Here is a 24,571-nt window from a genome sequence, read left to right as displayed (position 1 = left end):
CGCACCACGAGGACGGCGACCACAGCGCGTGGTCGGCCCTGCCGGGAGCCCGGGAGCTGAGCTCAGAACGCCGCCTCGTCGACCTCCATCAGCGCGTTGTCGGTGTTCTCCACGATGACCCGCTCCGAGGACAGCCGAGGCAGGACCTGGGTGGTGAAGAACCAGGCGGCGGCGAGCTTGCCCTCGTAGAAGTGCCGGTCGCGCTCGCTCACCTCGCCGGCCAGCGCACCGAGCGCCACCTCGGCCTGGCGCACCAGCAGCCAGGCGGTGACCAGGTCGCCGGTGGCCAGCAGCAGCCGACTGGTGTTCTGGCCGACCTCGTACAGCTTCGACGGGTCCTGCGCAGCCTCGGTCAGGCGGCCGAACATCGCGGTGAGCGTCCCCTGGACCTCGCCGAGGGCGGTGGCCAGCGCGGCGCGCTCCTCCTTGAGGCGGCCGTTGCCCACCTCGGCGTCGATCGTGGCCTGGACCTGCGCGGCCAGCCACGTCAGCGCGACGCCCCCGTCCTTGACGATCTTGCGGAAGAAGAAGTCCTGCCCCTGGATGGCCGTGGTGCCCTCGTAGAGGGTGTCGATCTTCGAGTCGCGGATGTACTGCTCGATCGGGTGGTCCTGCAGGTACCCCGAGCCGCCCAGGCACTGGAGCGACTCGGCGGTGAGCAGCCGGGTGGCCCGCTCGGAGCCGAAGCCCTTCACCACCGGCAGCAGCAGGTCGTTGACGCGGGCGGCCAGTCTCGCCTCCTCGCTGTGGGCGGTGCCGGCGGCCTCGGCCTCGGTGACCCGGTCGCGGAAGGTGGCGGCGTACAGGTAGAGCGCCCGCATGCCCTCGGCGTAGGCCTTCTGCAGCATGAGCGAGCGGCGCACGTCGGGGTGGTGGGTGATGGTCACCCGCGGGGCGTCCTTCGCCAGCGCGGTGAGGTCGGCGCCCTGGACGCGCGTCTTCGCGTAGTCCCGGGCCACCATGTAGCCGGCCGACAGCGTGGCGATGGCCTTGGCGCCCACGAACATCCGGGCGTGCTCGATGACCCGGAACATCTGCGCGATGCCGTCGTGGACCTCGCCGACCAGCCAGCCCGTGGCGGGCACCGGGCCGTCGCCGAAGGTGAGCTCGCAGGTCGTGGAGACCTTGAGCCCCATCTTCCGCTCGACGTTGGTGACGTACACGCCGTTGCGCTCGCCGAGGGCACCGGTCCCGAGGTCGACGTGGAACTTGGGGACGACGAACAGCGACAGCCCCTTGGTCCCGGGCCCCGCGCCCTCGGGGCGGGCCAGCACCAGGTGGACGATGTTGTCGGACAGGTCGTGCTCGGCCGAGGTGATGAACCGCTTGACGCCGGTGATGTGCCAGGAGCCGTCGTCCTGCCGCACGGCCCTGGTGCGGCCCGCGCCGACGTCGGAGCCCGCATCGGGCTCGGTGAGCACCATGGTGGCGCCCCACTTGTGCTCGAGCATGAGCTGCGCCAGGCGCTTCTGGTCCGGGGTGCCGAGCTCGTCGAGGATCGCGGCGAAGGCTGCCCACGAGCCGTACATGAACACGGCCGGGTTGGCGCCGAGGACCATCTCGAAGGCCGCCCAGGTCAGGGCGTGCGGGGCGCCGAAGCCGCCGAGGTGCTCGGGCAGGTCGAGGTTGTACCAGTCGCCGTCCTCGATGGCGCGCACCGACCGCTTGAAGCTCTCCGGCAGGGTCACCGAGTGCGTGGCCGGGTCGAACACCGGCGGGTTGCGGTCGGCCTCGGCGAAGGACTCCGCGATCGGCCCCTCGGCCAGCCGGCGGATCTCGGCGAGCACACCGCGCGCGGTCCCGGCGTCCATCTGGGCGAACGGCCCGGTGCCGAACCGGTCCTTGGTGTCGAGGAACTCGAAGAGGTTGAACTCGAGGTCCCGCAGGTTCGCGGTGTAGTGGCTCATCGCGTGTGGCTCCCGGTGCTCCGTTGCCCAGTCGACGAGTCCGTACTCGCCGGTAACAAACCGTATTACCGGCCGGTAACCCGGAGCAAGCACCGCGGCGGGACAGCAGAGGGCGGCCCGCCCCGACTCCCTCGGGAGGGTGAGCCCAGGCGCTCGATCCCCGTTCCGTGTCTGCCGTTGGAGCTCACCGAGCACGCGTTCCTCGACCACGCTTCGTGGAGGCGGCCCGCCGGCTGCGGGCGCTCGGCGTGCGGCTGGCGGTCGACGCCTCCGGCACCGGGGACTCGTCGCTGCACCGTCTGCGGCGGCTCCGTGGTACCGGAGCCACCTGGCGCGAGCCGCCTCCGCCCGCGCCCGCACCTCGCCGTCGCCGCGGGCTGACGGCGGGGACGGCGCGGCGGCTCAGCTGCGGCGGCGGGCGCGCAGCACCAGGCCGGCCAGCCCCACCAGCAGGCCGCCGAGGGCCGCGGCGATGACCAGGGCGAGCACCAGCGGGGCCTGGATGTCGGTGAAGACCAGGCTGATCTGGACGGTCTGGTTGTTGTAGACGACGAAGAGCACCAGCACCACGGTGACGAACAGCAGCAGCGCCAGCGCGAGCGTGCGGCCCGCGGTGCGGCCGGCGCGGCGGACGGGGGAACGCTCGGGCGTCGTCCTGCTGGTGGTGGCCGGGCCGGTGGCGGCCGGACCCGTGGGCGTCCCGGGGGTCCCGGTCTGGCCGGTCTGGCCGGTCGAGGTGCGCAGGGGGTCGGAGCCGGGGGTGGTCACGGGTCGAGTCTGGTGCCCGCCGCCGCCCCGCGCACGGTCACCCGTGCGCGTCGGGCTCGGTCTCGGCCGGAGGCCAGCTCGGGCCCGCCACACCGTCGGCCGGGCCGGGCGTGCCGCCCTGGGACCCCGGGTCCCCGGGCGGGGCGGCCTCGGCGCCGAGGGGCTGGGCGTCGCGCGGCTCGTCGGGCTCCGGCATCGTCATGCCGGGAGTGTGCGTCGGCGGCGTCCGGACGGCGACCGGGCGAGGTCACTCGTCGAGGACCGGGCCGGCCTCGTGGTTCGGGTGGCCCTTGGTGCGCTCCCGCTGCTTCATCCGCGCCTCGAACACGTGCCGGTCGCCGTCGGCCAGCTCGGTGCGGGCGCGCTCGTCGAACGCGCGGAAGACCGACCAGTAGTTCGCGTCGTAGTCCTCGACGATCTGGAAGGTCCAGCGGTCGGCGATGACGTTGCGGCCGACGAGGTCGCGGTCCAGGTCGTCGGCGAGCGCGGTGTGGCCGGCCTTCCGCAGCAGCTCGACGGCGTCCTGGAGCAGCAGGTCCGCCTTGCCGGAGTGCTGGTGGAAGCCGTAGAGCTGGCCGCGCGCCTGCTCGATGGTCTCCAGGGCCTCGGAGAGCTTGCCGAGGCCCTCCACCGTGGTGTCGTCGAGGTCGGGCCGGCTGCGGTCGGTGCTCACCGGCCCATCCTGCGGTGCTCCGCCAGTCCTCGCCCGGGGACCGCGGAGGAGTGCGGCCCGGAGGGTCCCGCGATCGAGGCGGTGGATGGGCTCCGCGGAGCTGGGGCCGCACCTGGCCGCGGTCGTCGGCCGGCAGGCCGACGAAGGACTCAGCGGACGGCGATGTCGACGAGCCGCTCGGCCAGCTCGCGGCCGTGGGAGGCGGGGCCGTCGGGGCCCAGCAGACCGCCGGAGAGGTACATGCCGTCGATGATCAGGTGCACCTGCGCGGCCAGGTCCTCCCCGGCGCCGGGGGCGACCTGCTCGGCGAGGCGCTCCAGGCGGGCGTGCAGCTCGAACTTGTAGTCGGCGGCGGCGCTGCGGGCGGGGTGCTGCGGGTCGTCGTACTCGCTGCTGACGTTGGTGAAGGGGCAGCCGCGGAAGCCGGCGCGGGTGACGTCGTGCTGGACGATGTCGACGACGGACAGCAGCGCCGCCCGGGGGTCGTCGGCGAGGCGCTCGAGCTCGGCGTCGATGCGGGCCAGCACGGTGGCCGCCTTGCGCGCGAGGTAGGCGCCGACCAGGTCGTCCTTGCTCTTGAAGAGCCGGTAGACCGTCATCTTGCCCAGGCCGGTCTCGCGGACCAGCTCGTCCATCCCCACGCTGCGCGAGCTCCGGCTGGCGAACAGCCGCTCCGCGGTGTCCAGCACGATGGCCTGCCGCTCCGCCCGGCTCCGGCGGACGGGGGCCGAGGCATCGTCGGCGGTGAGGGGGATGGCGGCTGCGGTCACGTCGGCGATGCTGCCCCAGCGCGTGACGGAGCAGTTCGCGGCACGCCGGAACCGGCCGACGGGTGGTTGCGGTGAGTGACGAGGTGCGCCCGGGCTGACCGGGACCCCGGGGATCGGTGGGACGCGTGTGACGATCCGTGACCGTCGCCGGCCGACCGATCCCCGGTGCGGGTCCTCTTTCAGGCCCTGCGGGTCCGGCGGGGGTTGGCCAGCATGCGGGCCAGGGGGGCGGTCGAGGCCTGCCGGGCCTGTGACTCGTCGGCCGGGCGCTCCTCGGGAGCCTCGGCGCCTACTCGGGGCTGGTGCTGCGTGTCCTCCATGCCGCCAGCGTCCCCCGGGCACCGGGTGACGAAACAGACCCGCGACGGTGAGTTGAGCCGAAGTCACGGAGAGATGCGTCACGCCCGACGCTCCCGGCGGTGGGCGCGGGCGCGGATCGCGCCCCCGCCCGCGCCGATCGGGTCAGCGGGTGTCCGCGCCGCCCTCGGTCACGTCGCCGCCCTCGGTCACGTCGCCGCCCTCGGCGGGCTGGTCCGGGTGCGGCGTCTGGCCACCGGAGTCCTCACCGGGCGGGTCCCCACCCTCGGCCGGCTCGGTGGTGTGCGCGGGCTGCTCGGGTTCGCTCACGGTGTGCCTCCTCGGTCGTCGGCTGGCCGAGCCTGTGCCCGGCCGGCCGTCCGGTCAACCGTCTCGTCCACCGGGACGGCGGCCGGGAGCCCACCCCGCGCCGCGGCCACCGCGGCAGCGTCGGGCAGGGCGCCGCGGGCACCGGGCCCGGTGGTCGAGAGGGCGGCCGCCGTGGCCGCAGTCGCGACCGCCTCCGCCGGGGGCGTCCCCGCGGCGAGGGCGACGGCGAGGGCTCCGCTGAACGCGTCGCCGGCGCCGGTGGTGTCCTCGGGCTGCACCGCCAGCGGCGGCTGCAGCAGCGCCGGGCCGTCGTCCGGCACGAGCAGCGCGCCGCGCCCCCCCAGGGTGACCACCACCGTCCGGGCCGCGAGGCCGCGGGCCAGCGCCGCCAGCTCGCCGGGGCCCCGGTCGCCGGGGGACGCGCCGGCCAGCTGCACCAGCTCGTGCTCGTTGGGGACCAGGACGTCGACCCGCCCCAGCAGCTCCGCCGGCAGGGGCCGGGGCGGGGCGGGTGTGAGGACGACCGTGCCCGTGGCCACCGAGGCCGCCGCCCGCACCGTCTCCAGCGGCACCTCCAGCTGCAGCAGCACCACCCGGGCGTCGCGGACGGCCGCGACGTCGACGTCCGCAGGTGCCAGGTCGGCGTTGGCACCCGGGACGACGACGATCAGGTTCTCGCCGCTGCCGTCCTCGACCGGGATGGTGGCGCTGCCGGTGGGCGTCCCCGGCGTCCGCACCACGGCGGCGACGTCGACGCCCTCCCGGGCCAGGGCGGCCAGCTGGCGGTCGGCGGCCGGGTCGTCGCCGACCCGCCCGACCATCGCGACCGGGCCGCCGAGCCGCCCGGCGGCCGCCGCCTGGTTGGCGCCCTTCCCGCCCGGTGCCAGCACCGTCCCCCGGCCGACGACGGTCTCGCCGCGGCCGGGCAGCCGGGACACGCGGACCAGCACGTCCTCGTTGAGGCTGCCGACGACGGTGACGCTCACCCGTGCAGCATCGCCCAGGTCCTCACCCGCCGGGCGGCCGGCGCTGGCGCAGCGGGAGCAGGTACCAGGCCACGCCGCCGAGCGCGACGACGAAGGCGCAGCAGGCGACCGCCGCCCAGCGCCCGAGGACCACGTCGAGCACCAGCAGGACCGCCGCCGCGATTCCCAGCAGCAGCAGCGCCAGGCCCACGAGCAGCGCGCCGTCGGCGAAGGCGACCAGCTGCTCCTTGCGTCGCTGCCGGAACAGCGTGCGGTGGAAGGAGACCGGGGCGATGAGCACCAGCGTCGCGGTCGCGGTGCTGAGCAGGGTGACCGTGTAGACCGTCGTCCCGAAGACGTCGAGCCGGTCGAAGCGGGCACTGAAGGGCAGGGTGAGCAGGAAGGCGAACAGGATCTGCACCCCGGTGATCGCCACCCGCATCTCCTGCAGCAGCTCGGCGAGGTTGCGGTCCAGCACCTCCTCGGGCGTCTGGCCACGGGCGACCGCGGCCCCGGCCACGTCGGTCCGTTTCCGTGCCACCCACCTGCGGTACCGCCCGGGGACCGGCCCCAACCCGACCGGCACGCGCAGACCCCCGCGGGAGCAGCCATGGCGCACGACGAGGACCTGGACACCACCCGCAGTCGGTTCGCCGACGCGGTGAACATGACCGCCGCGGAGCTGGAGCGCTGGCTGGAGACCGAGCAGTCGCGGTCGGTCGGGCAGCAGGACGGGAGCGGTGAGTCCACCGGGCACGCGTCGGGACGCCGGATCGTCGAGCTGCTGCGGAAGAAGAAGTCCGACCTGGACGACGACGACCTCGCGCACATGCGGGAGGTGCACGGCTACGTCGCCCGGCACCTGGCACAGCAGCCGGGCAAGGAGGACGTCGAGACCTCCCGGTGGCGCTACTCGCTGATGAACTGGGGGCACGACCCGCTGAAGAAGGACTGAGACCCTCGCATGAGCCGGCTGCGCCGGAACGACCCCGCCCAGTACGACACCATGGCCGACCAGTGGTGGGACACCTCCGGCGGGTTCGCCGCACTGCACTGGCTGGCCGAGTCGCGGGCCGAGCACATCCCGCCGGCGCCGGGCCCGGACGCGGTGCTGGTCGACCTCGCCTGCGGCGGCGGCCTGATGGCGCCGCACGCCGCCCGGCTCGGCTACCGCCACGTCGGCGTCGACATCGGCGCGGTGGGCCTGCGGGTGGCCCGCGAGCACGGCGTCCTGGCGGTGCGCGGCTCGGTGCTCGCCGTCCCGCTGGCCGACGGGTGCGCCGACGTGGTCGTGGCGGGGGAGATCCTCGAGCACGTCGAGGACGACGTCGGTGTGCTCGCCGAGTGCGCCCGGCTGCTGCGCCCCGGCGGCACGCTGGTCGTCGACGCCCTGGCGGCCACCCGCATCGGGCGGTTCCTCATGGTGACCGTGGCCGAGCGGCTGCCCGGCGGCCCCCCTCCCGGCCTGCACGACCCCGCGCTCTTCGTCGACCGCGCCCGCCTGCTCGCCGCCGCCGACGAGCTGGGCCTGGACCTCCTGCTGGTGGGCCTGCGGCCCTCGTTCCGGCAGGCGCTGGCGTGGCGTCTGGGCCGGCGGGAGTCGGTCCGCATGAAGCCGGTCCGGTCCACCGCCGTCGTCTTCGCCGGCTACGGGAGGCGCAGGTGAGCGGCCCGACAGGGCGGCGCGCGCTCGCGGTCGCCCCTAGGGTCGGGGCCATGAGCGCCCGCGAGCTGCGCCGATGAGCGCCGTCCTGACCGGTGCCGGCCGAGCGCTGCCCACGACGATCGACCAGGACGCGGCCTGGGACGGGTTCTTCGCCGGCCACTACGCCGACATCCGCGCGGCCAGGAGGGTCTTCGCCGGCTCCGGGGTGCGCCGCCGGCACGCGGTGGCCAACCCGCTCGACGAGGACATCAGCGGGTGGAGCACCGGCGCGCGGATGCAGCGCTACGTCCAGGAGGCGCTGCCGCTGGGCAAGCAGGCGGTCGCGGCCGCCCTCGACGACGCCGGCCTGGCGCCGGGGGACGTCGGCCTGTTCGCCGTTGCCACCTGCACCGGGTACGCGACCCCCGGCCTGGACATCCGGCTGGCCAGCGACCTCGGCATGCCGCCGGGGCTGCAGCGGCTGCTGGTCGGGCACATGGGCTGCTACGCCGCCATCCCGGGCCTGGCCGCGGTCGGCGACTACGTGGTGGCCCGCTCGCGCCCGGCCGTGCTGCTGTGCTGCGAGCTGACCAGCCTGCACGTGCAGCCGCCGGTGCGGGAGCTCGACCAGGTCGTCGCGCACGCGCTGTTCTCCGACGCCGCGGCGGCCGTCGTGCTGGAGCCGGGCGCGCGCGGGCGGCGGCTGGCCGGCGTGGTGGCCCGCACCGACGCCTCCACCGCCGACCACATGACCTGGGACGTCACCGACCTGGGCTTCCGCATGGGGCTGTCGCCGCGGGTCCCCGACGTGCTGTCCCGGCACGTCGGCGAGGTCGTCGACGAGCTGCTCGCCGGTGCCGGGCTGCGGGTGGAGGACGTCGCCGGCTGGGCCGTGCACCCGGGGGGACCACGGATCCTCGACGTCGTCCGCGACCAGCTCGGGCTGGCCGAGGAGCAGCTGGCCGCCTCGCGGCACGTGCTCGCCGAGCACGGCAACTGCTCGTCGGCGACGGTGCTGCTGGTGCTCGAGGAGCTCGCCGACGCCGACGGCCCGGTCGTCGCCATGGCCTTCGGACCGGGGCTCACGCTCTACGCGGCGCTGCTGCTGCCCGCCTGAGCCGCCGAGACTGGTGAGTCCACGCCCCCAGTCGCTACGCTGTGTGAAGGACGTCACTCTCCGGAGGGGGCCAGCCCGTGGAGTCGAACGACGCCTCCGTTCGCGTGTTCCTCGTCGACGACCACGAGGTGGTCCGGCGCGGCGTGGCCGAGGTCCTCGAGGAAGACCCGGAGATCTGCGTCGTGGGGGAGGCCGGGTCGGTCGCCGAGGCGCTGGCGCGGGTCCCGGCGGTGCGGCCGGACGTCACCGTCGTCGACATGCGCCTGCCCGACGGCGACGGCGCGGAGGTCTGCCGGAAGCTGCGCGAGCGGGTGCCCGGGCTGCGCTGCCTGGTGCTGACCAGCTTCCCGGACGAGGACGCGGTGGCCGCCGCGGTCGCCGCCGGGGCGTCGGGGTACGTGCTCAAACAGGTGCGTGGCTCGGCGCTGGTCACCGCCGTCCGGACCGTCGCCGGGGGCGGGACGCTGTTCGACCGGGACGCCTCGGTCTCGGCCTCGGCGGCGCGCCGGCGCCCGGCCGAGCGGGACCGCCGGCTGGCGGTGCTCACCGAGCAGGAGCGCACGGTGTTGCGGCTGATCGGCGAGGGCCTGACCAACCGCCAGATCGGCGCCCGGATGGGGCTGGCCGAGAAGACGGTGAAGAACTACACCAGCCACCTGCTGGCCAAGCTGGGCCTCGAGCGGCGCACCCAGGCCGCGATCCTCGCCACTGAGCTGCGCGACCGTCCCGACTGAACGCCGCGCCGGCTCAGTCCTGGCGCGGCATCGGCACCGTCCAGCGGATCTGCGTGCCCTTGGGGCCGGTGGAGGTGGTCAGCCGGCCGCCGTGCCGCTCGGCACGGTCGGTCAGGTTGGTCAGCCCGCTGCGGACGGCGACCGCGGGCAGCCCGACCCCGTTGTCGGTGACGACGACCCGTACCTCCGTGTCCACGGAGACCGTGACCGTCACCCGGGTCGCCTGCGCGTGCCGCACCACGTTGGTGACCAGCTCCCGGACGACGGCGATGACGTCGGGCAGCAGCGCCGGCGGCAGGTCGTCCTCCCCGCGCAGCCGCACGTCCGGCCGCAGCCCCTGCCCGCCGGTGATGGAGCGGACGACGTCGACGATGCGGGTGCGGACGGCATCGGGCGAGGCGTCGTCGGCCTCGTGCAGCTCGAAGATCGCCGAGCGGATGCGGGCGATCGTGCCGTCGAGCTCGTCCACCCGCTCGGCCAGCGCGGCCGCCGTCTCGGGCAGCTGCTCCTCCAGCGAGCGGCTGACCCGGTCCAGCGCCAGCCCGGTCGCGAAGATCCGCTGGACGACGTGGTCGTGCAGGTCCCGGGCGATCCGGTCGCGGTCGGCCTGGACCTGCAGCCGCCGCTCCCGCAGCTGGCTGCGGGCCAGCTCGAGGGCCACCGAGGCCTGCGCGGCGAAGGCGGAGGCGAGCTCGAGGGTGTCGGGTGGGAAGGGCTCCCGGCCGCGCAGCCGCAGCGCCACGACCGTGCCCAGCGCCGGGCGGCCGCCCAGCGGGATGATCAGCGTCGGGCCGTACCGGTGGGCCAGTTCGCCGAGCACGGGCGCCCGCTGCCCCCCGACCGCGGCGGTGCGGGCGTCGGGGATGAGCGCGGGCGTGCCGGTGCGGTGCGCCGTCCCCAGCTGGCTGTCGATCAGCGGCAGGCGCACCCCCTCGGCGTACTCGTTGTCCAGGCCGACGGCCACGCCGACGGTGAGGGCGTCCTCGTCGTCGGTGCTGGGCACCAGCACGCCGGCGGCGTCGGCCGAGGCCAGGTCCGCGACCTGCTCCCCGATCGAGCGCAGCACGGTGTCGGGGTCGGCGCCGGACAGCAGCGCGGTGGCGATGTCGGTGCCGGCCTGGGCCCACGCGCGGCGGTGCTCGGCGCGCTCGACCAGCTCGGCGTTGGAGATCGCCAGGCCGGCGGCCGCGGCGAGCGCGACCGCCGTGGCCTCGTCGGCCTCGGTGAACGACCCGCCGCCCTGCTTGACGGTCAGGTAGAGGTGGCCGAACACCTCGTCCCGCACCCGGACGGGCACGGCGAGGAGGGCGTGCATCGGAGGGTGGCCGGGCGGGAAGCCGACCGACTGCGGATGGGCCGTGAGGTCGTCCAGCCGCAGCGGGGCAGGCCGCTGCAGCAGCAGGCCGAGGACGCCGTCCCCCACGGGCAGCCGGCCGATCCGCTGCCGGACGGCGGCGTCCATGCCGACGACGACGAAGCGCTCGAAGCGGGTGCCGCTGCCGTCCACGACGCCGAGCGCGCCGTAGGTGGCGCCGGTGCTCTCGACGGCGGCCTGCACGATCTCGTGCAGCGTGACGTCGACCTGCTCCCTGTGCGCGGTCGTGATGCTGCCGGCGGCGCGCACCTCGGCCGAGGGCAGGCCGACCGCCCCGGCGCCGGGCGGGGTCAGGGCCCGGCTGTCGGGGTGCTCCGGCAGGAGCGGCGAGGGCGGGGTGATGCGGGCCTCCGTCACGCGCCGCGGGCGAGGCGGCGCGGCGGTTGCCGGGGGACGGCGGGACGAAGCAGGGTCTTGCCGTGGCCGCTGACCACCACGAGGTCGGCGCCCCGGGCGGCGCTGCTCAGCGCCTCGAACACCGGGCGCTCGAGCACGGCGGTGCGGACCCGGCCGGAGACGCCGGTCTCCGCGATGGCCCGCAGCACCTGGGCGTCCAGCCGTTCCAGGGCCACGGTGCTCGCGTGCCGTCCCGGGCGGGTGAGGCTGGCAAGGACGTCGTCGCCCTCGTCGTCGAGGACGCACACGGCGACGACGGTGGCCTCCCGGCGGGCGGCCTCCCGCAGCGCCCAGACGAGGGCCCCGTACGAGGCCGGCGAGCCGTCGACGTCGACGAGCAGCCAGGGGTTCTGCCGCCGCGGCAGCAGCGGGGTGATGCGCATCGGCTCCACCCGGCGCCCGCGCATCTCGTCCTCCGTGGCGTCGTGCCCTGTGGCGGTGCCGGGCAGCCCGTCTTCCGGCTCGTCCCTGAGCCGGTCCCCCTCGTTCATGCGGGGATCGTGTACCCCCCGTTGCGGGGGCGGCAGGGACCAAGGGCCCGCATCCGCCCAGGTCATGGCGTCACTGATCCGTCCGGAACGGTGACCGCGTGTGTCACAGCGGAATGTGAGCGCCCCGATACAGCTCTCCGGGGCGTCCCGACGACCACCGTCGCGTCCCGCTCGTCGTCCCGGACGACGGTCGCGTGCAACCCCCCGGCCTCGACCGCGGCGGCGGTGAGCGGCGCCTGGTGCGCGCTGGTCTCCACCAGCAGGGCCCCGCCCGGCGCGAGCCAGTGCCGCGCTCCGGCAGCGACCCGCCGCTGCAGGCCGGTGCCGTCGGGGCCGCCGTCCAGGGCTGCCCGCGGCTCGTGGTCGCGGGCCTCCGGTGGCATCAGCGCCACGGCGGCGCTGGGCACGTAGGGCGCGTTGACCGCGAGCACGTCGACCCGGCCGCGCAGGCCGGCCGGCAGGGCGGCGTAGAGGTCCCCCCGGTGCACCCGGCCGCCCACCGGCCCGACGTTGCGCCGGGCGCAGCGGACGGCGACCGGGTCCACGTCGGCCGCGTGCAGCTCGACCGGGCCCGCGGCGGTGGCCACGGCCAGCCCCACCGCCCCGGAACCGCAGCACAGGTCCACGACCACCGGTGCCGGCCCGGAGTCCCGCAGCAGCGCGACCGCCCGTTCGACCAGCAGGGCGGTCCGCTGGCGGGGCACGAAGACGCCGGGCTCCACCGCGACCCGCAGCCCGCAGAAGCCGGCCCAGCCGAGGAGCGTCTCCAGCGGCTCGCCGGCGACCCGCCGGCCGACCAGGGCCGCGAGGTGGGCGGGACCGCTCGAGGCGGCCAGCAGGGCGGCCGCCTCGTCCTCGGCGAAGACGCAGCCGGCGGCGCGCAACCGGGCGACGACGGGCGCGGGGTCCTCCGGGAGGACGGCGTCCAGGGGTCGCACGGGCCGTTCCACCTCCGGTGCCGGCTGCCCGGGAGCGTACGGGCGCGCGGGGCGTGCATGGTGGACGCGGCTCCGGGGCAGGGAGGTCGTGCGGAAGCCACGCGCGACCAGCCGATCGTGGAGCAGATGATGCCTCCAACCGACCCAGGCCCCCACGGTGGACGACCCGGGGACCGCTCCGACGGGGACCGACCCAGCGCCTCGGGCCGCCGGGGGAGGGGGATCGTCGCCGCCACCGTCCTCGCCGGACTGGCGATCGTGCTGGCGGTCCTGCTCCTCGTCCCGCGCTGCGGCCAGGCGGTGCAGGACAACGGGTCCCCTGTCGACGGCGCCGCCGTGGTCGAGGAGGGCGCGGACCTCAGGCGGTGAAGCCGACGCGGTCGATCCTGCGGTGGTAGCGGGTCCCGAGGGCGCCGCCGAGCAGCGCGCCCAGCAGGGACACCACCAGGGCGGCCGCCCCGGCGATGACGCCGGCGGTGGTCGCGGTGCTGCCGCTGACGGGGATGCTCGGCAGGTTCAGCTGGGAGAGCACGTTGTACTGCGCGCCCAGGACCACGCCGAGGCCGGCCAGCAGGACGACGACGACCAGGCCGATGACCCACACGGCCAGCCCCTGGCGGACGCCGTCGAAGCGGGCCATCCGGCCGGCGACGTACCCACCGGCGAGGTAGGCCAGGAAGAGCACCACCAGCAGGGCGATGCCGCCGGTGAGGCCGATGGTGGTGGCCTGCCGGGCGGCCTCGTCGGCGGAGTCCACCTGCGCCAGGCCGAAGGCCACGCCGGCCGCGGAGAGGACGGCCAGCAGCAGCACGGCCAGGCCGTTGGCCGACAGCCAGCCGAAGAACGCAGCACCCCACTTGGTGCCGCCGTAGCGCGCGTGCTGCGCGTCGACGGCGTCCCGTGCGGCACCTCGGGTGGCGTGGGCGCCCTCCGGGGCCGTCGGAGCCGTGGGGGCGGCGAGATCGGTGCGGGTGCGGTCGGGCTCGGTCATCACATCTCCTCGTGGACGACACAGGGCCCGGGGTCGGTGCCCGGCCGCACCCCCCGCAAACGGGTCGCGACCGGATCGGGTGACGCGCCCACCAGGGCGGACACCACCGCCCGGCGCGCGGCTCACCCGACCAGCGGCCGGAGGTTCTCGGTCCAGACGTCCCAGCCGACGCGGCCGACGAGCACGGTGACGACCACGAGGAACGCGACGCGGATGAAGCCGCTCCCGCGGGTGGTCGCCGTCCGCGAGCCCAGGTAGCCGCCCAGCATGTTGGCGGCACCCAGCAGGACGCCCAGGCCCCAGAACACCGCCCCGGCGGGCACGAAGAACAGCAGCGCCCCGACGTTGGTGGCGACGTTGACGATCTTCGCCTTGGCGCTCGCGGCGAGGAAGTCGTAGCCGAGCAGCGACACCATGGCGAACACCAGGAACGACCCGGTGCCCGGGCCGAGGATGCCGTCGTAGAACCCGATCACCGCGCCGACGGCGGCCGCGGTCCCGTGGTGCCGGCGCCCCGTGTGGCGCAACGCCGTGACCTCGCCCAGCGACGGCCGCAGCAGGGTGAACAGGCCGATGGCGACCAGCGCGACGACGATGACCGGCTTGAACACGCTGGCCGGCAGCATCGAGGCGACGGTGGCCCCCGCGAAGCTGCTGGCCAGCGCCACCGCGGCCATCGGGAGGGCGGTCCGCAGGTCGGGGCGGACCCGGCGGTGGTAGGTGACGGCACTGGTCGTGGTGCCGAAGACCGACGCCAGCTTGTTCGTGGCCAGGGCCTGGACCGGGCTGATCCCCGGGACGAGCAGCAGCGCGGGCAGCTGCAGCAGCCCCCCGCCGCCGACGACGGCGTCCACGAACCCCGCGGCCAGCGCGGCGGCCAGCACGAGGACGAGCACCGCGGGGGTCAGCCCGTCGGGCAGGAGGTCGGCGGGGAGGAGCTCCGTCATGCGCGGCCGGGGGAGCGCCGACCGGGGTGTCCCGCGCCGGGCGACACGGCGACCAGCACGGACCTGTGCACCTCAGCTGTTGGAGCGGCCTGGGACACCTCGGGTGGCCCTGGCGGAACACGAGGCCCGGAGGCGGAGAGCGGGTGACGAGAATCGAACTCGCACTGTCAGCTTGGGAAGCTGATGTTCTGCCATTGAACTACACCCGCAGAGTGCGCACCGAGCCTACCGGAGGCCTCCGTCCCAGGGGAGCGGGGGGCGTTCGGCGCGGATGACGACCGTGGTGCCGGCGGGGCTGGGCGTCGCGGTGATCTCCCCGACGGCGCTCATCAGCATCGAGCCGCGGCCGCGATCCATGCTCGGCACCCGCTCCCGCCAGCGGCCGTAGTCCCGGATGGCGACCTCCACCCGGCCGTCGACCACCTCGACCCCGACATCGATCACCGGCTCGGCCGGGTCCTGCGCGTGCTCGACCGCGTTCGTGGCCGCCTCGCACGCCGCCATCACCAGGTCGTAGGCGAGGTCCTCGTCCAAGCCCGCCTCGGTGAACAGCGCCCGCAGCCGCCGGCGCAGCGCGGGGATGGACGACGTGGCCGACGGGAAGCGCCAGTGCCGGCGGACGGCGGGCGGCGCGGAGCCGGCCGGACCGAGCGCGGCCGGCGGCGCGGAGGGGGCCGCGGTGGGCGGGGCGGGCACCGGGGGGCGCGGTCGGGGCGGCACGGCGGGCGCCGCGTCCCCGCCGGCCGCGGCCACGGGCGGTGCGGGCTCCGCGGCACGGCGGGTGCCACCGGCCGCGCGCTCCAGCACCGCACGCAGCCGCCCCACGAGCTCGGCTGACTCGAACGGCTTGGCCAGGTAGTCGTCCACCCCCGCGTCGAAGCCCTCCACGGCGGCCTCCTGACCGGCCCGGGCGGTGAGCATGACGACCGGGACGTCCCGCACGGCCGGGTCGGCCCGCAGGGCGCGGAGCAGGTCGAAGCCGTCCAGCCCGGGCATCATCACGTCGGTCACGACGACGTCGGGGCGCGCGGCCCGCACGCTGGCCAGCGCCTCCTGCCCGTTGGCCGCCGTCCGCACCGTCCAGATCGGGGACAGCAGCCGGGTCAGGTAGGCGCGCATGTCGGCGTTGTCGTCCACCACCAGGACGCTCGTACCGGGGGTGGCGGCCGGCGTCCGCGCGCCCGCGCCGTCCGGGACCTCGTCCCAGGGCGTCACCACGCCGCCGCGCGCGGAGGCCGAGGGGACGGCGGGTGCGCCGGCCGGGGCGTCGGGCGCGCCGAGGGGCACCCGCACCGTGAAGGTGCTGCCGGTGCCGGGCTCGCTCGTGACGGCGACCTCGCCGCCGTGGAGGGTGACCAGCTCGCGGACTAGGGCCAGGCCCAGCCCGCTGCCCTCCCGGCTGCGCGCGGCGGTGCCGACGCCGCGGTGGAAGCGCTCGAACAGGTGCGGCAGCTCCGCGGCGGGGATGCCCACGCCGGTGTCGGCCACCGTCAGCACCAGGTCGTCGCCGTCGGCCCGCAGCGTGACGTCGATGCCGCCGACGAAGGTGTACTTCACCGCGTTGGCGACCAGGTTGAGGACGATCTTCTCCCACATCCGCGGGTCCACGTGGGCGGGCCGGTCCAGCGGCGGGCAGTCGACGGTCAGCCGCAGGCCCGCGCGCTCGGCGGCGGCGCGCAGCACCCCGGCCAGCTCGGCGGTGAAGGCCGCGACGTCCGTCTCCACCCGCACCGCCGACGCCCGGCCGGCCTCGATGCTGACGAACTCCAGCAGGTCGTTGACCAGCCGCTGCAGGCGCTGCCCGTTGCGCAGCGCCAGGGTCAGCGACTCGCGGACCTCGGCGGGCAGCGCGGGCCCGCGGTCGGCGAGCGTGTCGGCGATCGGGCCGAGCAGCAGGGTCAGCGGCGTGCGCAGCTCGTGGCTGACGTTGGCGAAGAACGCCGTCTTGGCCCGGTCCAGCTCGGCCAGCGCCTCGGCCCGGGCGCGCTCCTCGGCGTAGGCGCGGGCGTTGCGGACGGCGGCGGTGAACTGGCCGGCCAGCACCTCGTGGAAGGAGCGGTACTCCTCGTCGAGCGCGCGGTTGGGGTTCACGCCGACCACCAGCGCGCCCACGCCGTCGCCGTCCGGACTGCCGAGGGGGAGGACCACGGCCTCGGTCACCGCGTCGCCGAAGGGACCGCCGGTGACGCAGAGCGCGGCGACGCTGCCGGGGAGCAGCTCGCCGGGGGAGGCGGCCGCTTCGGGCAGGTGGCCGGGCGCGCAGCCGACCAGCGCGGCGCGGCGCAGGCCGGGGCTCCCCGGGCTGGCGAGGTAGACCGCCGCGAACGGCACGTCGAGGGGGTCGCCGGCCAGCGCGGCCGTCATCGCCGCCACCGTCGCCGTCTCGTCGGCCAGCTCCCCCGTCGAGGTCGCGACGTCGTGCAGCAACCGCTGGCGGCGCTCGGCCAGCACCTGCCCGGTCACCTCGGTGCAGACCGCGTGCATCCCGGCGACGCGGCCGTCGTCGCCGTAGGCGGGGGCGTGGGAGACGGTGAAGTAGGTCTCCTCGCGGTAGCCGGCGCGCTCGAGGAGCAGGAGCAGCTGCGGGATCCAGGACGCCTCGCGGGCGGCCATCGCGTGCTCGACCGGCTCCTGCAGCGCCGCCCAACCCTCGGCGAGGGTCACCCGCAGGTCGTCGCCGATGGCGCCGGGGTGCTTGGTGCCGATCAGCGTCGCGTAGGCGTCGTTGTAGAACTGGGTGTAGCCCGGCCCCCAGGCCAGGATCATCGGGAACCGCGAGACCAGCACGGTGCGGACGGCGTGCCGCAGGCTGGCCGGCCAGGCCTCGACCGGGCCCACCGGCGTGGTGGACCAGTCGAAGGCGGCCATCAGGCGGCCGTTCTCGCCGCCGTCGCCGAAGAGCTCGTCGTCCCCGGGGCCGGGCGACGGGCGGGCGGCTGTGCTCACGTACCCGCGCACCTCCCCGTGCCGCTCCCTGGCCCCACCGACCCGTCCCGGGACACACGTCGGTCCCGGCCCCCGGCCGGAGCCGGGCACCGGGACCGAACGGTACCCCGGGGTCAGCGGCGCATCTCCCCGAGGAAGCCGGTGGCCTCCGAGCGCAGCCGCTCGGCCAGCTGGGACAGCCCGGTGACGTCCTGGCCGCCGGGGCCGAGGGACGCCGAGCCGTCGACCGCGGCGGCGATGCCGTCGACCATGCCGTTCATCTCGGTGACCGTCGTCCCGACCCGGGTCATGACCGCGGCGACCTCCTCGCAGGCGGAGCGGATCTGCTCGACCTGGGCGGTCACCCGCTCGGTGGCCCGGCCGGTCTCGTCGGCGAGGTCCTTGACCTCCGAGGCCACGACGGCGAAGCCCGTCCCGGCCTCGCCGGCGCGGGCGGCCTCGATGGTGGCGTTGAGCGCCAGCAGCCGCGTCTGGGCCGCGACGGCATCGATCAGCGCGATGACGTCGCGGATCTCGGCCGCCGAGCGGGTCAGCGCGCTCATCGTCTCCTGGGCGGTGACGGCCTCGGCGCTGGCCGCGGCCGCCGCGCCGGCCAGCCCGGCCGCCGAGGCGCTCATCTCCGTCGACGCGGTCGCCACCTGCTCGGAGGTGGAGAGGACGACGGTCTCGAACTCGTCGGCCAGCCGCAGGCGGGTGCCGGTCGCCTCGGTGACCCGGCCCGCGGTCGCCTGCATGGCGTCGCGGGCGGCGTTGATCTCGGCGGCTCCCTTGCGGTAGGCGCCGGCGAGGCCGCCCAGCAGCACCGAGCGGTGGAACCGGCCGGCCGCCGCGGAGGTCAGCGCGGCCGAGGCCTCGCGGACGAAGGCGTCGGAGACGTCGAGCATGCTGTTGGCGCCGTCGTTGAGCGCCTGCAGCTCCGGCACGTCGGTCACGCCGGGCGTCGGGCGGCTGCGGGCCTCCAGGTCGCCCCGGGCGGCCGCCTGGCAGGTCCGGGTCAGCTGCTGCACGAAGGCGCGGTAGACCGCCAGCTCCCCGGCGTCGCTGCGCCGTCCGCCCCCGGCCCGTCTGCGGATGCCCACGTCAGCGCTCCTCTCGTGCGATGACCGACCAGATGAACTCCTCGTACGAGCCCGCCTGTGCGGCCACCAGCTCGTCGAGCAGCCGGGAGGAGGCGGCCACGGCGGCCCTGGCCGTCGGGTGCCGCCGCTCCTCGGCGACCAGGCGCTGGTACAGCGGGGCGATGGTCCGGATCGCACCGGCCGACGGGCGGCGCCGGTTGGAGTGGTAGCCGATGACCGCGCCGTCGGCGGAGTAGGACGGCGTGACGTGCGCGAGCACCCAGTAGTGCGCGCCGTCCGAGGCCAGGTTGTTGATGTAGGCGAACAGCTCGCGGCCGTCGGAGAGGGTCTGCCACAGCAGGTGGAAGACCGCGCGGGGCATCTCGGGGTGGCGGATCAGGTTGTGCGGCCGGCCGATCACGTCGTCGACCCCGTAGCGGCTGATCCGCAGGAACACGTCGTTGGCGTAGGTGATCACACCGCGCAGGTCGGTCTTGGAGACGATCAGCTCCTCGGGGGCGAAGGTGCGCGCCTCCCCGGTCGGCGCGACGGCCCGGGCAGCCGGCCGTGCGTGGGTGTCGAGCACAGGGTCCTCCGAAGGGTCCGGACTGGGTCGTTCCTGTCATCGGCAGGACGGGACGTGCCTCCAGTCGGACGCGCCGTTCCCCCGGCCGGCCCCCGCGCGGGAGCCGGCCGGGGGCACGGGAGGGATCAGATCCGGATCCCCCGGCAGGTTCCCGAGCAGTCGGTCGACCAGACCGCCCGCAGCCCGCTGAAGACCGCGCTCCGGACCAGCCGGAGACCGCCGGGGCCGGTGCGCACGTCGGCCGGGGGGCTCCCGCCGGCGCCCGCCGGGCCGTCGGTCGCGACCAGCACGCGGTCGGCGCCGACCGGCTGGGCGTTGACGACGCCGTCGGCGGGGGTGACCGCGTGCACCAGGCCGGCCGGGGCGACGCCCTCGTCGGTGGTCAGCACGTAGCCGGTGAGCCCGTCGCCGGGGCCGGAGTCGGACGCGACCGCCACGGCGGGGAAGGCGAGCGCGCTGACCGCCGCGGCACCGGCGTAGCCGGCGACCGAGGCGGTGACGAGCGCGACCACCAGGGCGCCGCGACGCAGCGGCGCTCCGCGGGACCGGGACACGGACCCCTCCACTCCACCGGGGCGGGCAGCCCCGGGTTCCGGCCGACCCGGAGGGGTCGGCGGGAGGGGATCGGCGTCCCGGGCCGCGGGGTTGAGGACCGTCGGCCCGAGTTCGCCCGGAGTGGTGAGCGGAGGCGGTCCCTACACTCCGCCGCATGCTGCTGTCCGACCGCGACATCACGGCTGCCATCGCCGAGGGCCGTCTGGGCATCGAGCCCTACGACAAGGCGCTCGTGCAGCCCTCGAGCATCGACGTCCGGCTGGACCGCTACTTCCGGGTCTTCAACAACGCGCGGTACACCCACATCGACCCGGCGCAGCAGCAGGACGACCTGACCACGCTGGTCGAGCCCGACGGCGACGAGCCGTTCGTGCTGCACCCCGGGGAGTTCGTGCTCGGCTCCACGCTCGAGGTCGTCAGCGTCCCGGACGACCTCGCAGCGAGATTGGAGGGGAAGTCGAGCCTAGGCCGTCTCGGATTGTTGACCCACTCCACCGCGGGCTTCGTCGACCCGGGCTTCTCCGGGCACATCACCCTCGAGCTGTCCAACGTGGCCAACCTGCCGATCACGCTGTGGCCGGGCATGAAGATCGGCCAGCTCTGCCTGTTCCGGCTGACCACCCCGGCCGAGCACCCGTACGGCTCGGCGGTCTACGGCTCCCGCTACCAGGACCAGCGCGGCCCGACGCCGTCGCGGTCGTTCCGCAACTTCACCCGCGCCGAGACGCGGCGTCCGGCGCCCTGACCGCCGCCGCCCCCCGGGCGGCCACCTCGTCGTCGACGAAGCGCTCCCGGGTGGCCAGCCAGCCGGTGACCGTCAGCGCGGCGACGCCGGTGAGCGCCAGGACGAACATGCCGGCGTAGCTGCCCGTGGCGCCGAGCAGGACGCCGACCAGCAGCGGCCCGGCCCCGGCGAGCACGTACCCCCACCCCTGGACGACGGTGGACAGGGCCGCGGTGGTCTCCGGCGTGCGGGCGCGCAGACCGATGAGCGCGAGCACCATCGCGAAGGTGCTCATGCCGACGGCGAGCAGGCTCATCCACAGCCACGGCACCGTCCGGGGGGCCAGCATCAGCCCCAGCCAGCCGGCGACGTAGCAGGCGGCGAAGAGGAGCAGCAGCGGCCGCTGCAGGCGCGGGCGCACCGCCAGCGGCGGCACGACGGCGTTGAGCGGGACGACGACCACGGTGTTCACCCCGAGCAGCAGTCCGGCGGTCGCGGCGTCCAGCCCCGAGTCGCGCAGGTACTGCGCCGTCCAGCCGAGGATGACGTAGGCCTGCATCGCCTGGAAGCCAAAGAAGGCCGCCAGCGCGACCGCCGTGGGGCTGCGCACCAGCGCGCGCATCGGCAGCGCCGTGTGCGTGGCGCGGGAGGTGCCCGCCCGGGGCCGCACGGCCAGCCACGGCAGCGCCGCCAGCAGGGCGGGTAGCGCCCAGATCGCGAGGGTCCAGCGCCAGCCGGCGTCCCCGGCGGCCCGGGCGATCGGCGCGGCCGACACCGAGGCCACCGCCCCGCCCGCGGACATCGCGGTGCTGTAGGCGCCCACGAGCAGCCCGGTCCGTGCCGGGAAGTACCGCTTGACCAGGCTGGGGAGCAGCACGTTGCCCAGGGCGCCGCCGACCATCGCCAGCACGGTGCCGGCGACGAAGAGCCAGAACGCCCCGGCCACCGCCCGCAGGACCAGGCCTGCGGCCATCGCCAGCAGCGCACCGGCCAGCACGTGCCCGTCGCGGAACCGGGCGGTCAGCGGGGGACCGGCGAAGCCGATGGCGGCGAAGCAGATCACCGGGAGGCTGGTCACCAGCCCGGTGAGGCCGCTGGAGATGCCGAGCCCGGACTGGATCTCCTGGAGCACGGGTCCGACGCTGTTGACCGCCGTCCGCAGGTTCAGCCCGGTGAGGACGATCGCCGTCCCGACGAGGACCAGCCCCCGGCGGGGCGACAGGGGGACGTCGGGACGGGTCACCCGACGATGGTCCTCCGTGCCGCGCGGTCCTCCGTGCCCGGGTGGCAGAGGGTGACGACGGCGCGTGTCCCGGGGAGGGACACGCGCCGTCGTGGTGGTGCGCGGCTCAGTTCTGCGCGCCGTGCTCCGTCGCCGCCGAGCCGGTGCCGGCCACGTCGTCGTCCGCGGTGCCGACCTCGGCGCCGTGCTCGGTGCCCGGTGTGCCGACCGGGGCCAGCGAGCGCAGCAGGATCTGGCTGACGTCGAGCACCTCGACGTGCTCGCCGGCCTCGCCGTTCTGCTTCTTGGTCGTCAGCGCGTCGGACAGCATCGTGATGCAGAACGGGCAGGCGGTGGAGATGACGTCCGGATCCAGGTCGAGCGCCTCCTCGGTGCGCTCCATGTTGATCCGCTTGCCGATCTTCTCCTCCATCCACATCCGCGCGCCGCCGGCGCCGCAGCAGAAGCCGCGGTCCTTGCAGCGGTGCATCTCCTGGGTGGAGAGGCCCTGGACGGACTCGAGGATCTCCCGCGGCGGCGTGTAGACCTTGTTGTGCCGGCCGAGGAAGCACGGGTCGTGGTAGGTGACCTTGCGGTCGACCGGCGTGACCGGCGTCAGCCGGCCGTCCTCCACCAGCTGGCTGAGCAGCTGGGTGTGGTGGACGACCTCGTAGTCGCCGCCGACCTGCGGGTACTCCCGACCCAGCGAGTTGAAGCAGTGCGGGCAGGTGGTGACGATCTTGCGCATGCCCGGCACCCGGCCCTCGAAGACGCCGTCGAGGGTTGCCACGTTCTCCTGGGCCAGCATCTGGAAGACGAACTCGTTGCCCATGCGGCGGGCCGGGTCGCCCGAGCAGGTCTCGCCCGAGCCGAGGACGGCGAACTCCACGCCGGCGGTGTGCAGCAGCTCGGCGACGGCCTTGGTGACCTTCTTGGCGCGGTCGTCGATGGCGCCGGCGCAACCGACCCAGAACAGGTACTCGACGTCGTAGGGCAGCGGGCCGTCGGCCTGCCGGACCTCGAAGTCGAGCTCCTTCATCCAGTCCTCGCGGGTGCTCGGGCTGACGCCCCACGGGTTGCCGCGGTTCTCGAGGTTGCGCAGCATCACGCCCGCCTCGGAGGGGAAGTTGGACTCGATGAGCACTTGGTAGCGGCGCATGTCGTCGATGTGGTCGACGTGCTCGATGTCGACCGGGCACTGCTCGACGCAGGCGCCGCAGTTGGTGCAGCTCCACAGCACGTCGGGGTCGATGACCCCGCCCTCCTCGAGGGTGCCGACGAGCGGGCGGTGCGCCTGCGCGTCGTTGGTCCCCTCGATGCGGGCGTAGCCCGACGCCCAGACCTGCTCGTCGCTCGGCTCGAGGATGTCGTAGTCCGGTGCGGTCTCCGACGCGGTCTTCTCGCCGAGCAGGTACGGGGCCTTGGCGTACAGGTGGTCCCGCAGGTCCATGATCACCATCTTGGGGCTGAGCGGCTTGCCCGTGTTCCACGCCGGGCACTGGCTCTGGCACCGCCCGCACTCGGTGCAGGTGGTGAAGTCGAGCATCCCCTTCCAGGTGAAGTCCTCGATCCTGCCGCGGCCGAAGACCGCGTCCTCGTCGGGGTCCTCGAAGTCGATCGGCTCGCCGCCGGAGGTCATCGGCTGCAGCGGGCCCAGCGCGGGAGCGCCGTCCGGCTCGCGCTTGAAGTAGATGTTGAAGAAGGCGCTGAACCGGTGCCAGGCGACGCCCATGTTGAGGATGCGGCTGATCACCACGAGCCAGGTCAGCGAGACGACGATCTTGACGAACGCGACGACGCTCAGCAGGTCCGGGCTGTCCGGCAGCACGGTGGCCAGCAGGCCGGAGACCGGGTGCGACCAGGCCGGGGCGTCGGTCAGGCCGGAGGAGACCTTCAGCGCCCGGATCAGCAGGATGCAGATGCCGACGGTCAGGACGACGGCCTCGACGAAGTAGCCGCGGCCCTCGTTCGTGCCGGCGAAGCGGCTGGCCCGGCCCTGGCGGCGCGGGTGGTCCTTCTGGCGCCGGTAGATCAGGTACAGGATCCCGAGGACGGTGCCGGTGCCGATGACGTCGGCGAAGAGGTTCCACACGCCGAGCTCGCCGATCAGCGGGAGGTGGAAGGCCGGGTCCCACACCTCGCCGAAGGCCTCGACGAGGGTGAGGAACAGGCCGTAGAAGCCCAGGAACACGAACCAGTGGGCGACGCCGATCGACGACCACTTGAGCATCCGGGTGTGTCCGAGCGACTCCACGACCAGCGTCTTGAGCCGCGGGCCCACCGGACCGTTGCGGGTGCTGTCCGGCTGGCCGGTCCGGATGATCCGGACCATGGCCCGGACCGCCCGGTAGGCGAACACCACCGCCACGATCAGGAAGAGCACGCTGATCGTCCCGAGGACGATCTGCAAGGGGCCCATCGAAATCCCTCCCGGACGCCCGGAGGCGTCGGTTGATCCCCCGCCCGCCGCGACGGCGGGTGGACTCGCCGCCGTCGAGCGGACCGCGCGCGGGCACCTGCACCCGCGCGCGTCGGACGATAGCTGTCGGCCGCCCACGCTACTCGCTGGTAACCCCGTTGCCGCAGCGCCCGGCCGTCATGATCAGGTGAGCTGATCGTCGCGCCTCCTGGCTCGACGCCGACGGTGAGCCAGGAGGCGCGTCGGTGAGCCAGGAGGCGTGACGGTGAGCCAGGGCGGGGATTCGTGCGCCCGGGTGTCCACAGATACTGGCCGCGGTCTCCACGCGAGGCCTGTTGCACGAACACTCTGCGGGTGCATCCCCGTCTGGAGCAGATCGCGGCAGTGCGGCTGGGCATCGTCACCGGCCGCGAGGCCGTGGCCGTCGGCTACCGCCCCGATGAGATCCGAGCCGCGCTGAGCTCCGGTCGCTGGCGCCGCCTTCGGCGAGGGGTCTACATGCGGGCGGAGGACTTCCTGAGGACGCGGGAGGACGCCCGGCTCCGTCACCTCGTCGACTGCATCGCCGTCCTCGTGTCGCTGCAGCCAGGGCCAGTCGTCAGCCATGGGTCGGCGGCACGCCTGCACCGATTCGTGATGCCGCGTGACCTCGACGACGAGGTGCGGTTGACAGACGAGGAGCAGTGGCGACGCGGTCGTGGCTACCGCGTCGCCAGG

The 24,571-nt window shown here is 75.0% G+C and carries 26 protein-coding genes and 1 tRNA gene; 6 read left to right on the top strand and 21 right to left on the bottom strand.

The features are described from left to right. Window positions 1-62 precede the first annotated feature (62 nt). The 9 genes from ACI78Z_RS17470 to ACI78Z_RS17430 all read right to left on the bottom strand — a co-directional run bounded on the left by ACI78Z_RS17470 (window position 63) and on the right by ACI78Z_RS17430 (window position 6,251). Window positions 63-1,907 (bottom strand): acyl-CoA dehydrogenase, encoded by a 1,845-nt coding sequence (locus ACI78Z_RS17470; protein ID WP_457037812.1) that lies wholly within the window; start codon window positions 1,905-1,907, stop codon window positions 63-65. A gap of 402 nt (window positions 1,908-2,309) precedes the next feature. Then, window positions 2,310-2,675, bottom strand: coding sequence for a lipopolysaccharide assembly protein LapA domain-containing protein (locus ACI78Z_RS17465; RefSeq protein WP_457037811.1), 366 nt, complete (start codon window positions 2,673-2,675; stop codon window positions 2,310-2,312). 37 nt (window positions 2,676-2,712) lie between these two features. Further along, the gene (locus ACI78Z_RS17460) at window positions 2,713-2,877 is read right to left on the bottom strand and encodes a hypothetical protein (protein ID WP_457037810.1); all 165 of its coding nucleotides are present in this window, start codon (window positions 2,875-2,877) and stop codon (window positions 2,713-2,715) included. Window positions 2,878-2,922: 45 nt separating this feature from the next. Continuing rightward, the gene (locus ACI78Z_RS17455) at window positions 2,923-3,348 is read right to left on the bottom strand and encodes a hypothetical protein (protein WP_457037809.1); all 426 of its coding nucleotides are present in this window, start codon (window positions 3,346-3,348) and stop codon (window positions 2,923-2,925) included. 149 nt (window positions 3,349-3,497) lie between these two features. Next, window positions 3,498-4,118, bottom strand: coding sequence for a TetR/AcrR family transcriptional regulator (locus tag ACI78Z_RS17450; RefSeq protein WP_457037808.1), 621 nt, complete (start codon window positions 4,116-4,118; stop codon window positions 3,498-3,500). 179 nt (window positions 4,119-4,297) lie between these two features. Next, window positions 4,298-4,438, bottom strand: coding sequence for a hypothetical protein (locus tag ACI78Z_RS17445; RefSeq protein ID WP_157936909.1), 141 nt, complete (start codon window positions 4,436-4,438; stop codon window positions 4,298-4,300). Window positions 4,439-4,580: 142 nt separating this feature from the next. After that, entirely contained in the window at window positions 4,581-4,745 is a 165-nt protein-coding gene (locus ACI78Z_RS17440; protein WP_457037807.1) for a hypothetical protein, read from the bottom strand. Next, a complete protein-coding gene (locus tag ACI78Z_RS17435) occupies window positions 4,742-5,731 on the bottom strand; it encodes a ribokinase (protein WP_457037806.1) in 990 nt (329 codons plus the stop codon). The genes ACI78Z_RS17440 and ACI78Z_RS17435 overlap by 4 nt, the downstream gene beginning before the upstream one ends. A gap of 22 nt (window positions 5,732-5,753) precedes the next feature. Beyond that, complete coding sequence (locus ACI78Z_RS17430) at window positions 5,754-6,251, bottom strand: DUF6328 family protein (RefSeq protein WP_457037805.1); 498 nt, start codon at window positions 6,249-6,251, stop codon at window positions 5,754-5,756. Between the two features lie 69 nt (window positions 6,252-6,320). On the opposite strand from ACI78Z_RS17430, the gene ACI78Z_RS17425 reads away from it, so the two are divergent. The 4 genes from ACI78Z_RS17425 to ACI78Z_RS17410 all read left to right on the top strand — a co-directional run bounded on the left by ACI78Z_RS17425 (window position 6,321) and on the right by ACI78Z_RS17410 (window position 9,206). Next, window positions 6,321-6,665: a DUF3140 domain-containing protein gene (locus ACI78Z_RS17425; protein ID WP_457037804.1), complete on the top strand. Its 345-nt coding sequence runs from the start codon at window positions 6,321-6,323 to the stop codon at window positions 6,663-6,665. 9 nt (window positions 6,666-6,674) lie between these two features. Further along, window positions 6,675-7,376: a methyltransferase domain-containing protein gene (locus tag ACI78Z_RS17420; RefSeq protein WP_457037803.1), complete on the top strand. Its 702-nt coding sequence runs from the start codon at window positions 6,675-6,677 to the stop codon at window positions 7,374-7,376. Window positions 7,377-7,449: 73 nt separating this feature from the next. Continuing rightward, window positions 7,450-8,472, top strand: coding sequence for a type III polyketide synthase (locus ACI78Z_RS17415; RefSeq protein ID WP_457037802.1), 1,023 nt, complete (start codon window positions 7,450-7,452; stop codon window positions 8,470-8,472). Between the two features lie 77 nt (window positions 8,473-8,549). Next, window positions 8,550-9,206, top strand: coding sequence for a response regulator (locus ACI78Z_RS17410; protein ID WP_457037801.1), 657 nt, complete (start codon window positions 8,550-8,552; stop codon window positions 9,204-9,206). A 13-nt stretch (window positions 9,207-9,219) separates the two neighbouring features. On the opposite strand, the gene ACI78Z_RS17405 is transcribed toward ACI78Z_RS17410, so the two are convergent. From ACI78Z_RS17405 to ACI78Z_RS17360, 10 genes are all read right to left on the bottom strand, one after another. Then, window positions 9,220-10,938, bottom strand: coding sequence for a GAF domain-containing protein (locus ACI78Z_RS17405; protein ID WP_457037800.1), 1,719 nt, complete (start codon window positions 10,936-10,938; stop codon window positions 9,220-9,222). Continuing rightward, window positions 10,935-11,468, bottom strand: coding sequence for a universal stress protein (locus ACI78Z_RS17400; protein ID WP_457037799.1), 534 nt, complete (start codon window positions 11,466-11,468; stop codon window positions 10,935-10,937). Before ACI78Z_RS17400 ends, ACI78Z_RS17405 begins: the two co-directional genes overlap by 4 nt. A 62-nt stretch (window positions 11,469-11,530) precedes the next feature. Beyond that, window positions 11,531-12,406, bottom strand: coding sequence for a putative protein N(5)-glutamine methyltransferase (locus tag ACI78Z_RS17395; RefSeq protein WP_457037798.1), 876 nt, complete (start codon window positions 12,404-12,406; stop codon window positions 11,531-11,533). A gap of 358 nt (window positions 12,407-12,764) precedes the next feature. Next, window positions 12,765-13,397 carry a hypothetical protein gene (locus ACI78Z_RS17390; protein WP_457037797.1) on the bottom strand — a complete coding sequence of 211 codons (633 nt, stop codon included), beginning with the start codon at window positions 13,395-13,397 and terminating at the stop codon, window positions 12,765-12,767. Between the two features lie 122 nt (window positions 13,398-13,519). Then, on the bottom strand, window positions 13,520-14,344 hold the full coding sequence (locus ACI78Z_RS17385; RefSeq protein ID WP_457037796.1) for a sulfite exporter TauE/SafE family protein: 825 nt from the start codon (window positions 14,342-14,344) through the stop codon (window positions 13,520-13,522). A 138-nt stretch (window positions 14,345-14,482) separates the two neighbouring features. Next, window positions 14,483-14,553: transfer RNA gene (locus ACI78Z_RS17380), tRNA-Gly, on the bottom strand. Between the two features lie 16 nt (window positions 14,554-14,569). Further along, a complete protein-coding gene (locus tag ACI78Z_RS17375; RefSeq protein WP_457037795.1) occupies window positions 14,570-17,290 on the bottom strand; it encodes an ATP-binding protein in 2,721 nt (906 codons plus the stop codon). Between the two features lie 113 nt (window positions 17,291-17,403). Beyond that, complete coding sequence (locus tag ACI78Z_RS17370; RefSeq protein WP_457037794.1) at window positions 17,404-18,369, bottom strand: methyl-accepting chemotaxis protein; 966 nt, start codon at window positions 18,367-18,369, stop codon at window positions 17,404-17,406. 1 nt (window position 18,370) lies between these two features. After that, window positions 18,371-18,934, bottom strand: a complete 564-nt coding sequence (locus ACI78Z_RS17365) for a PAS domain-containing protein (RefSeq protein ID WP_457037793.1) — start codon at window positions 18,932-18,934, stop codon at window positions 18,371-18,373. A gap of 125 nt (window positions 18,935-19,059) precedes the next feature. Beyond that, window positions 19,060-19,488, bottom strand: a complete 429-nt coding sequence (locus ACI78Z_RS17360) for a hypothetical protein (protein ID WP_457037792.1) — start codon at window positions 19,486-19,488, stop codon at window positions 19,060-19,062. A gap of 155 nt (window positions 19,489-19,643) precedes the next feature. On the opposite strand from ACI78Z_RS17360, the gene dcd reads away from it, so the two are divergent. Next, window positions 19,644-20,234, top strand: a complete 591-nt coding sequence (dcd, locus tag ACI78Z_RS17355; RefSeq protein ID WP_457037791.1) for a dCTP deaminase — start codon at window positions 19,644-19,646, stop codon at window positions 20,232-20,234. Here the strand turns inward: dcd and ACI78Z_RS17350 are convergent. Next, a complete protein-coding gene (locus tag ACI78Z_RS17350) occupies window positions 20,200-21,456 on the bottom strand; it encodes an MFS transporter (protein WP_457037790.1) in 1,257 nt (418 codons plus the stop codon). The two genes, dcd and ACI78Z_RS17350, sit on opposite strands and share 35 nt — an antisense overlap. 106 nt (window positions 21,457-21,562) lie before the next feature. Further along, window positions 21,563-23,854 (bottom strand): (Fe-S)-binding protein, encoded by a 2,292-nt coding sequence (locus ACI78Z_RS17345; protein WP_457037789.1) that lies wholly within the window; start codon window positions 23,852-23,854, stop codon window positions 21,563-21,565. 285 nt (window positions 23,855-24,139) lie between these two features. On the opposite strand from ACI78Z_RS17345, the gene ACI78Z_RS17340 reads away from it, so the two are divergent. Beyond that, a partial coding sequence (locus ACI78Z_RS17340; RefSeq protein WP_457037788.1) for a type IV toxin-antitoxin system AbiEi family antitoxin domain-containing protein occupies window positions 24,140-24,571 on the top strand: 432 nt, incomplete at its 3' end.

The sequence above is a fragment of the Geodermatophilus sp. SYSU D01176 genome (genome assembly GCF_054050015.1).
This window is presented reverse-complemented; position numbering and strand designations above follow the sequence as displayed.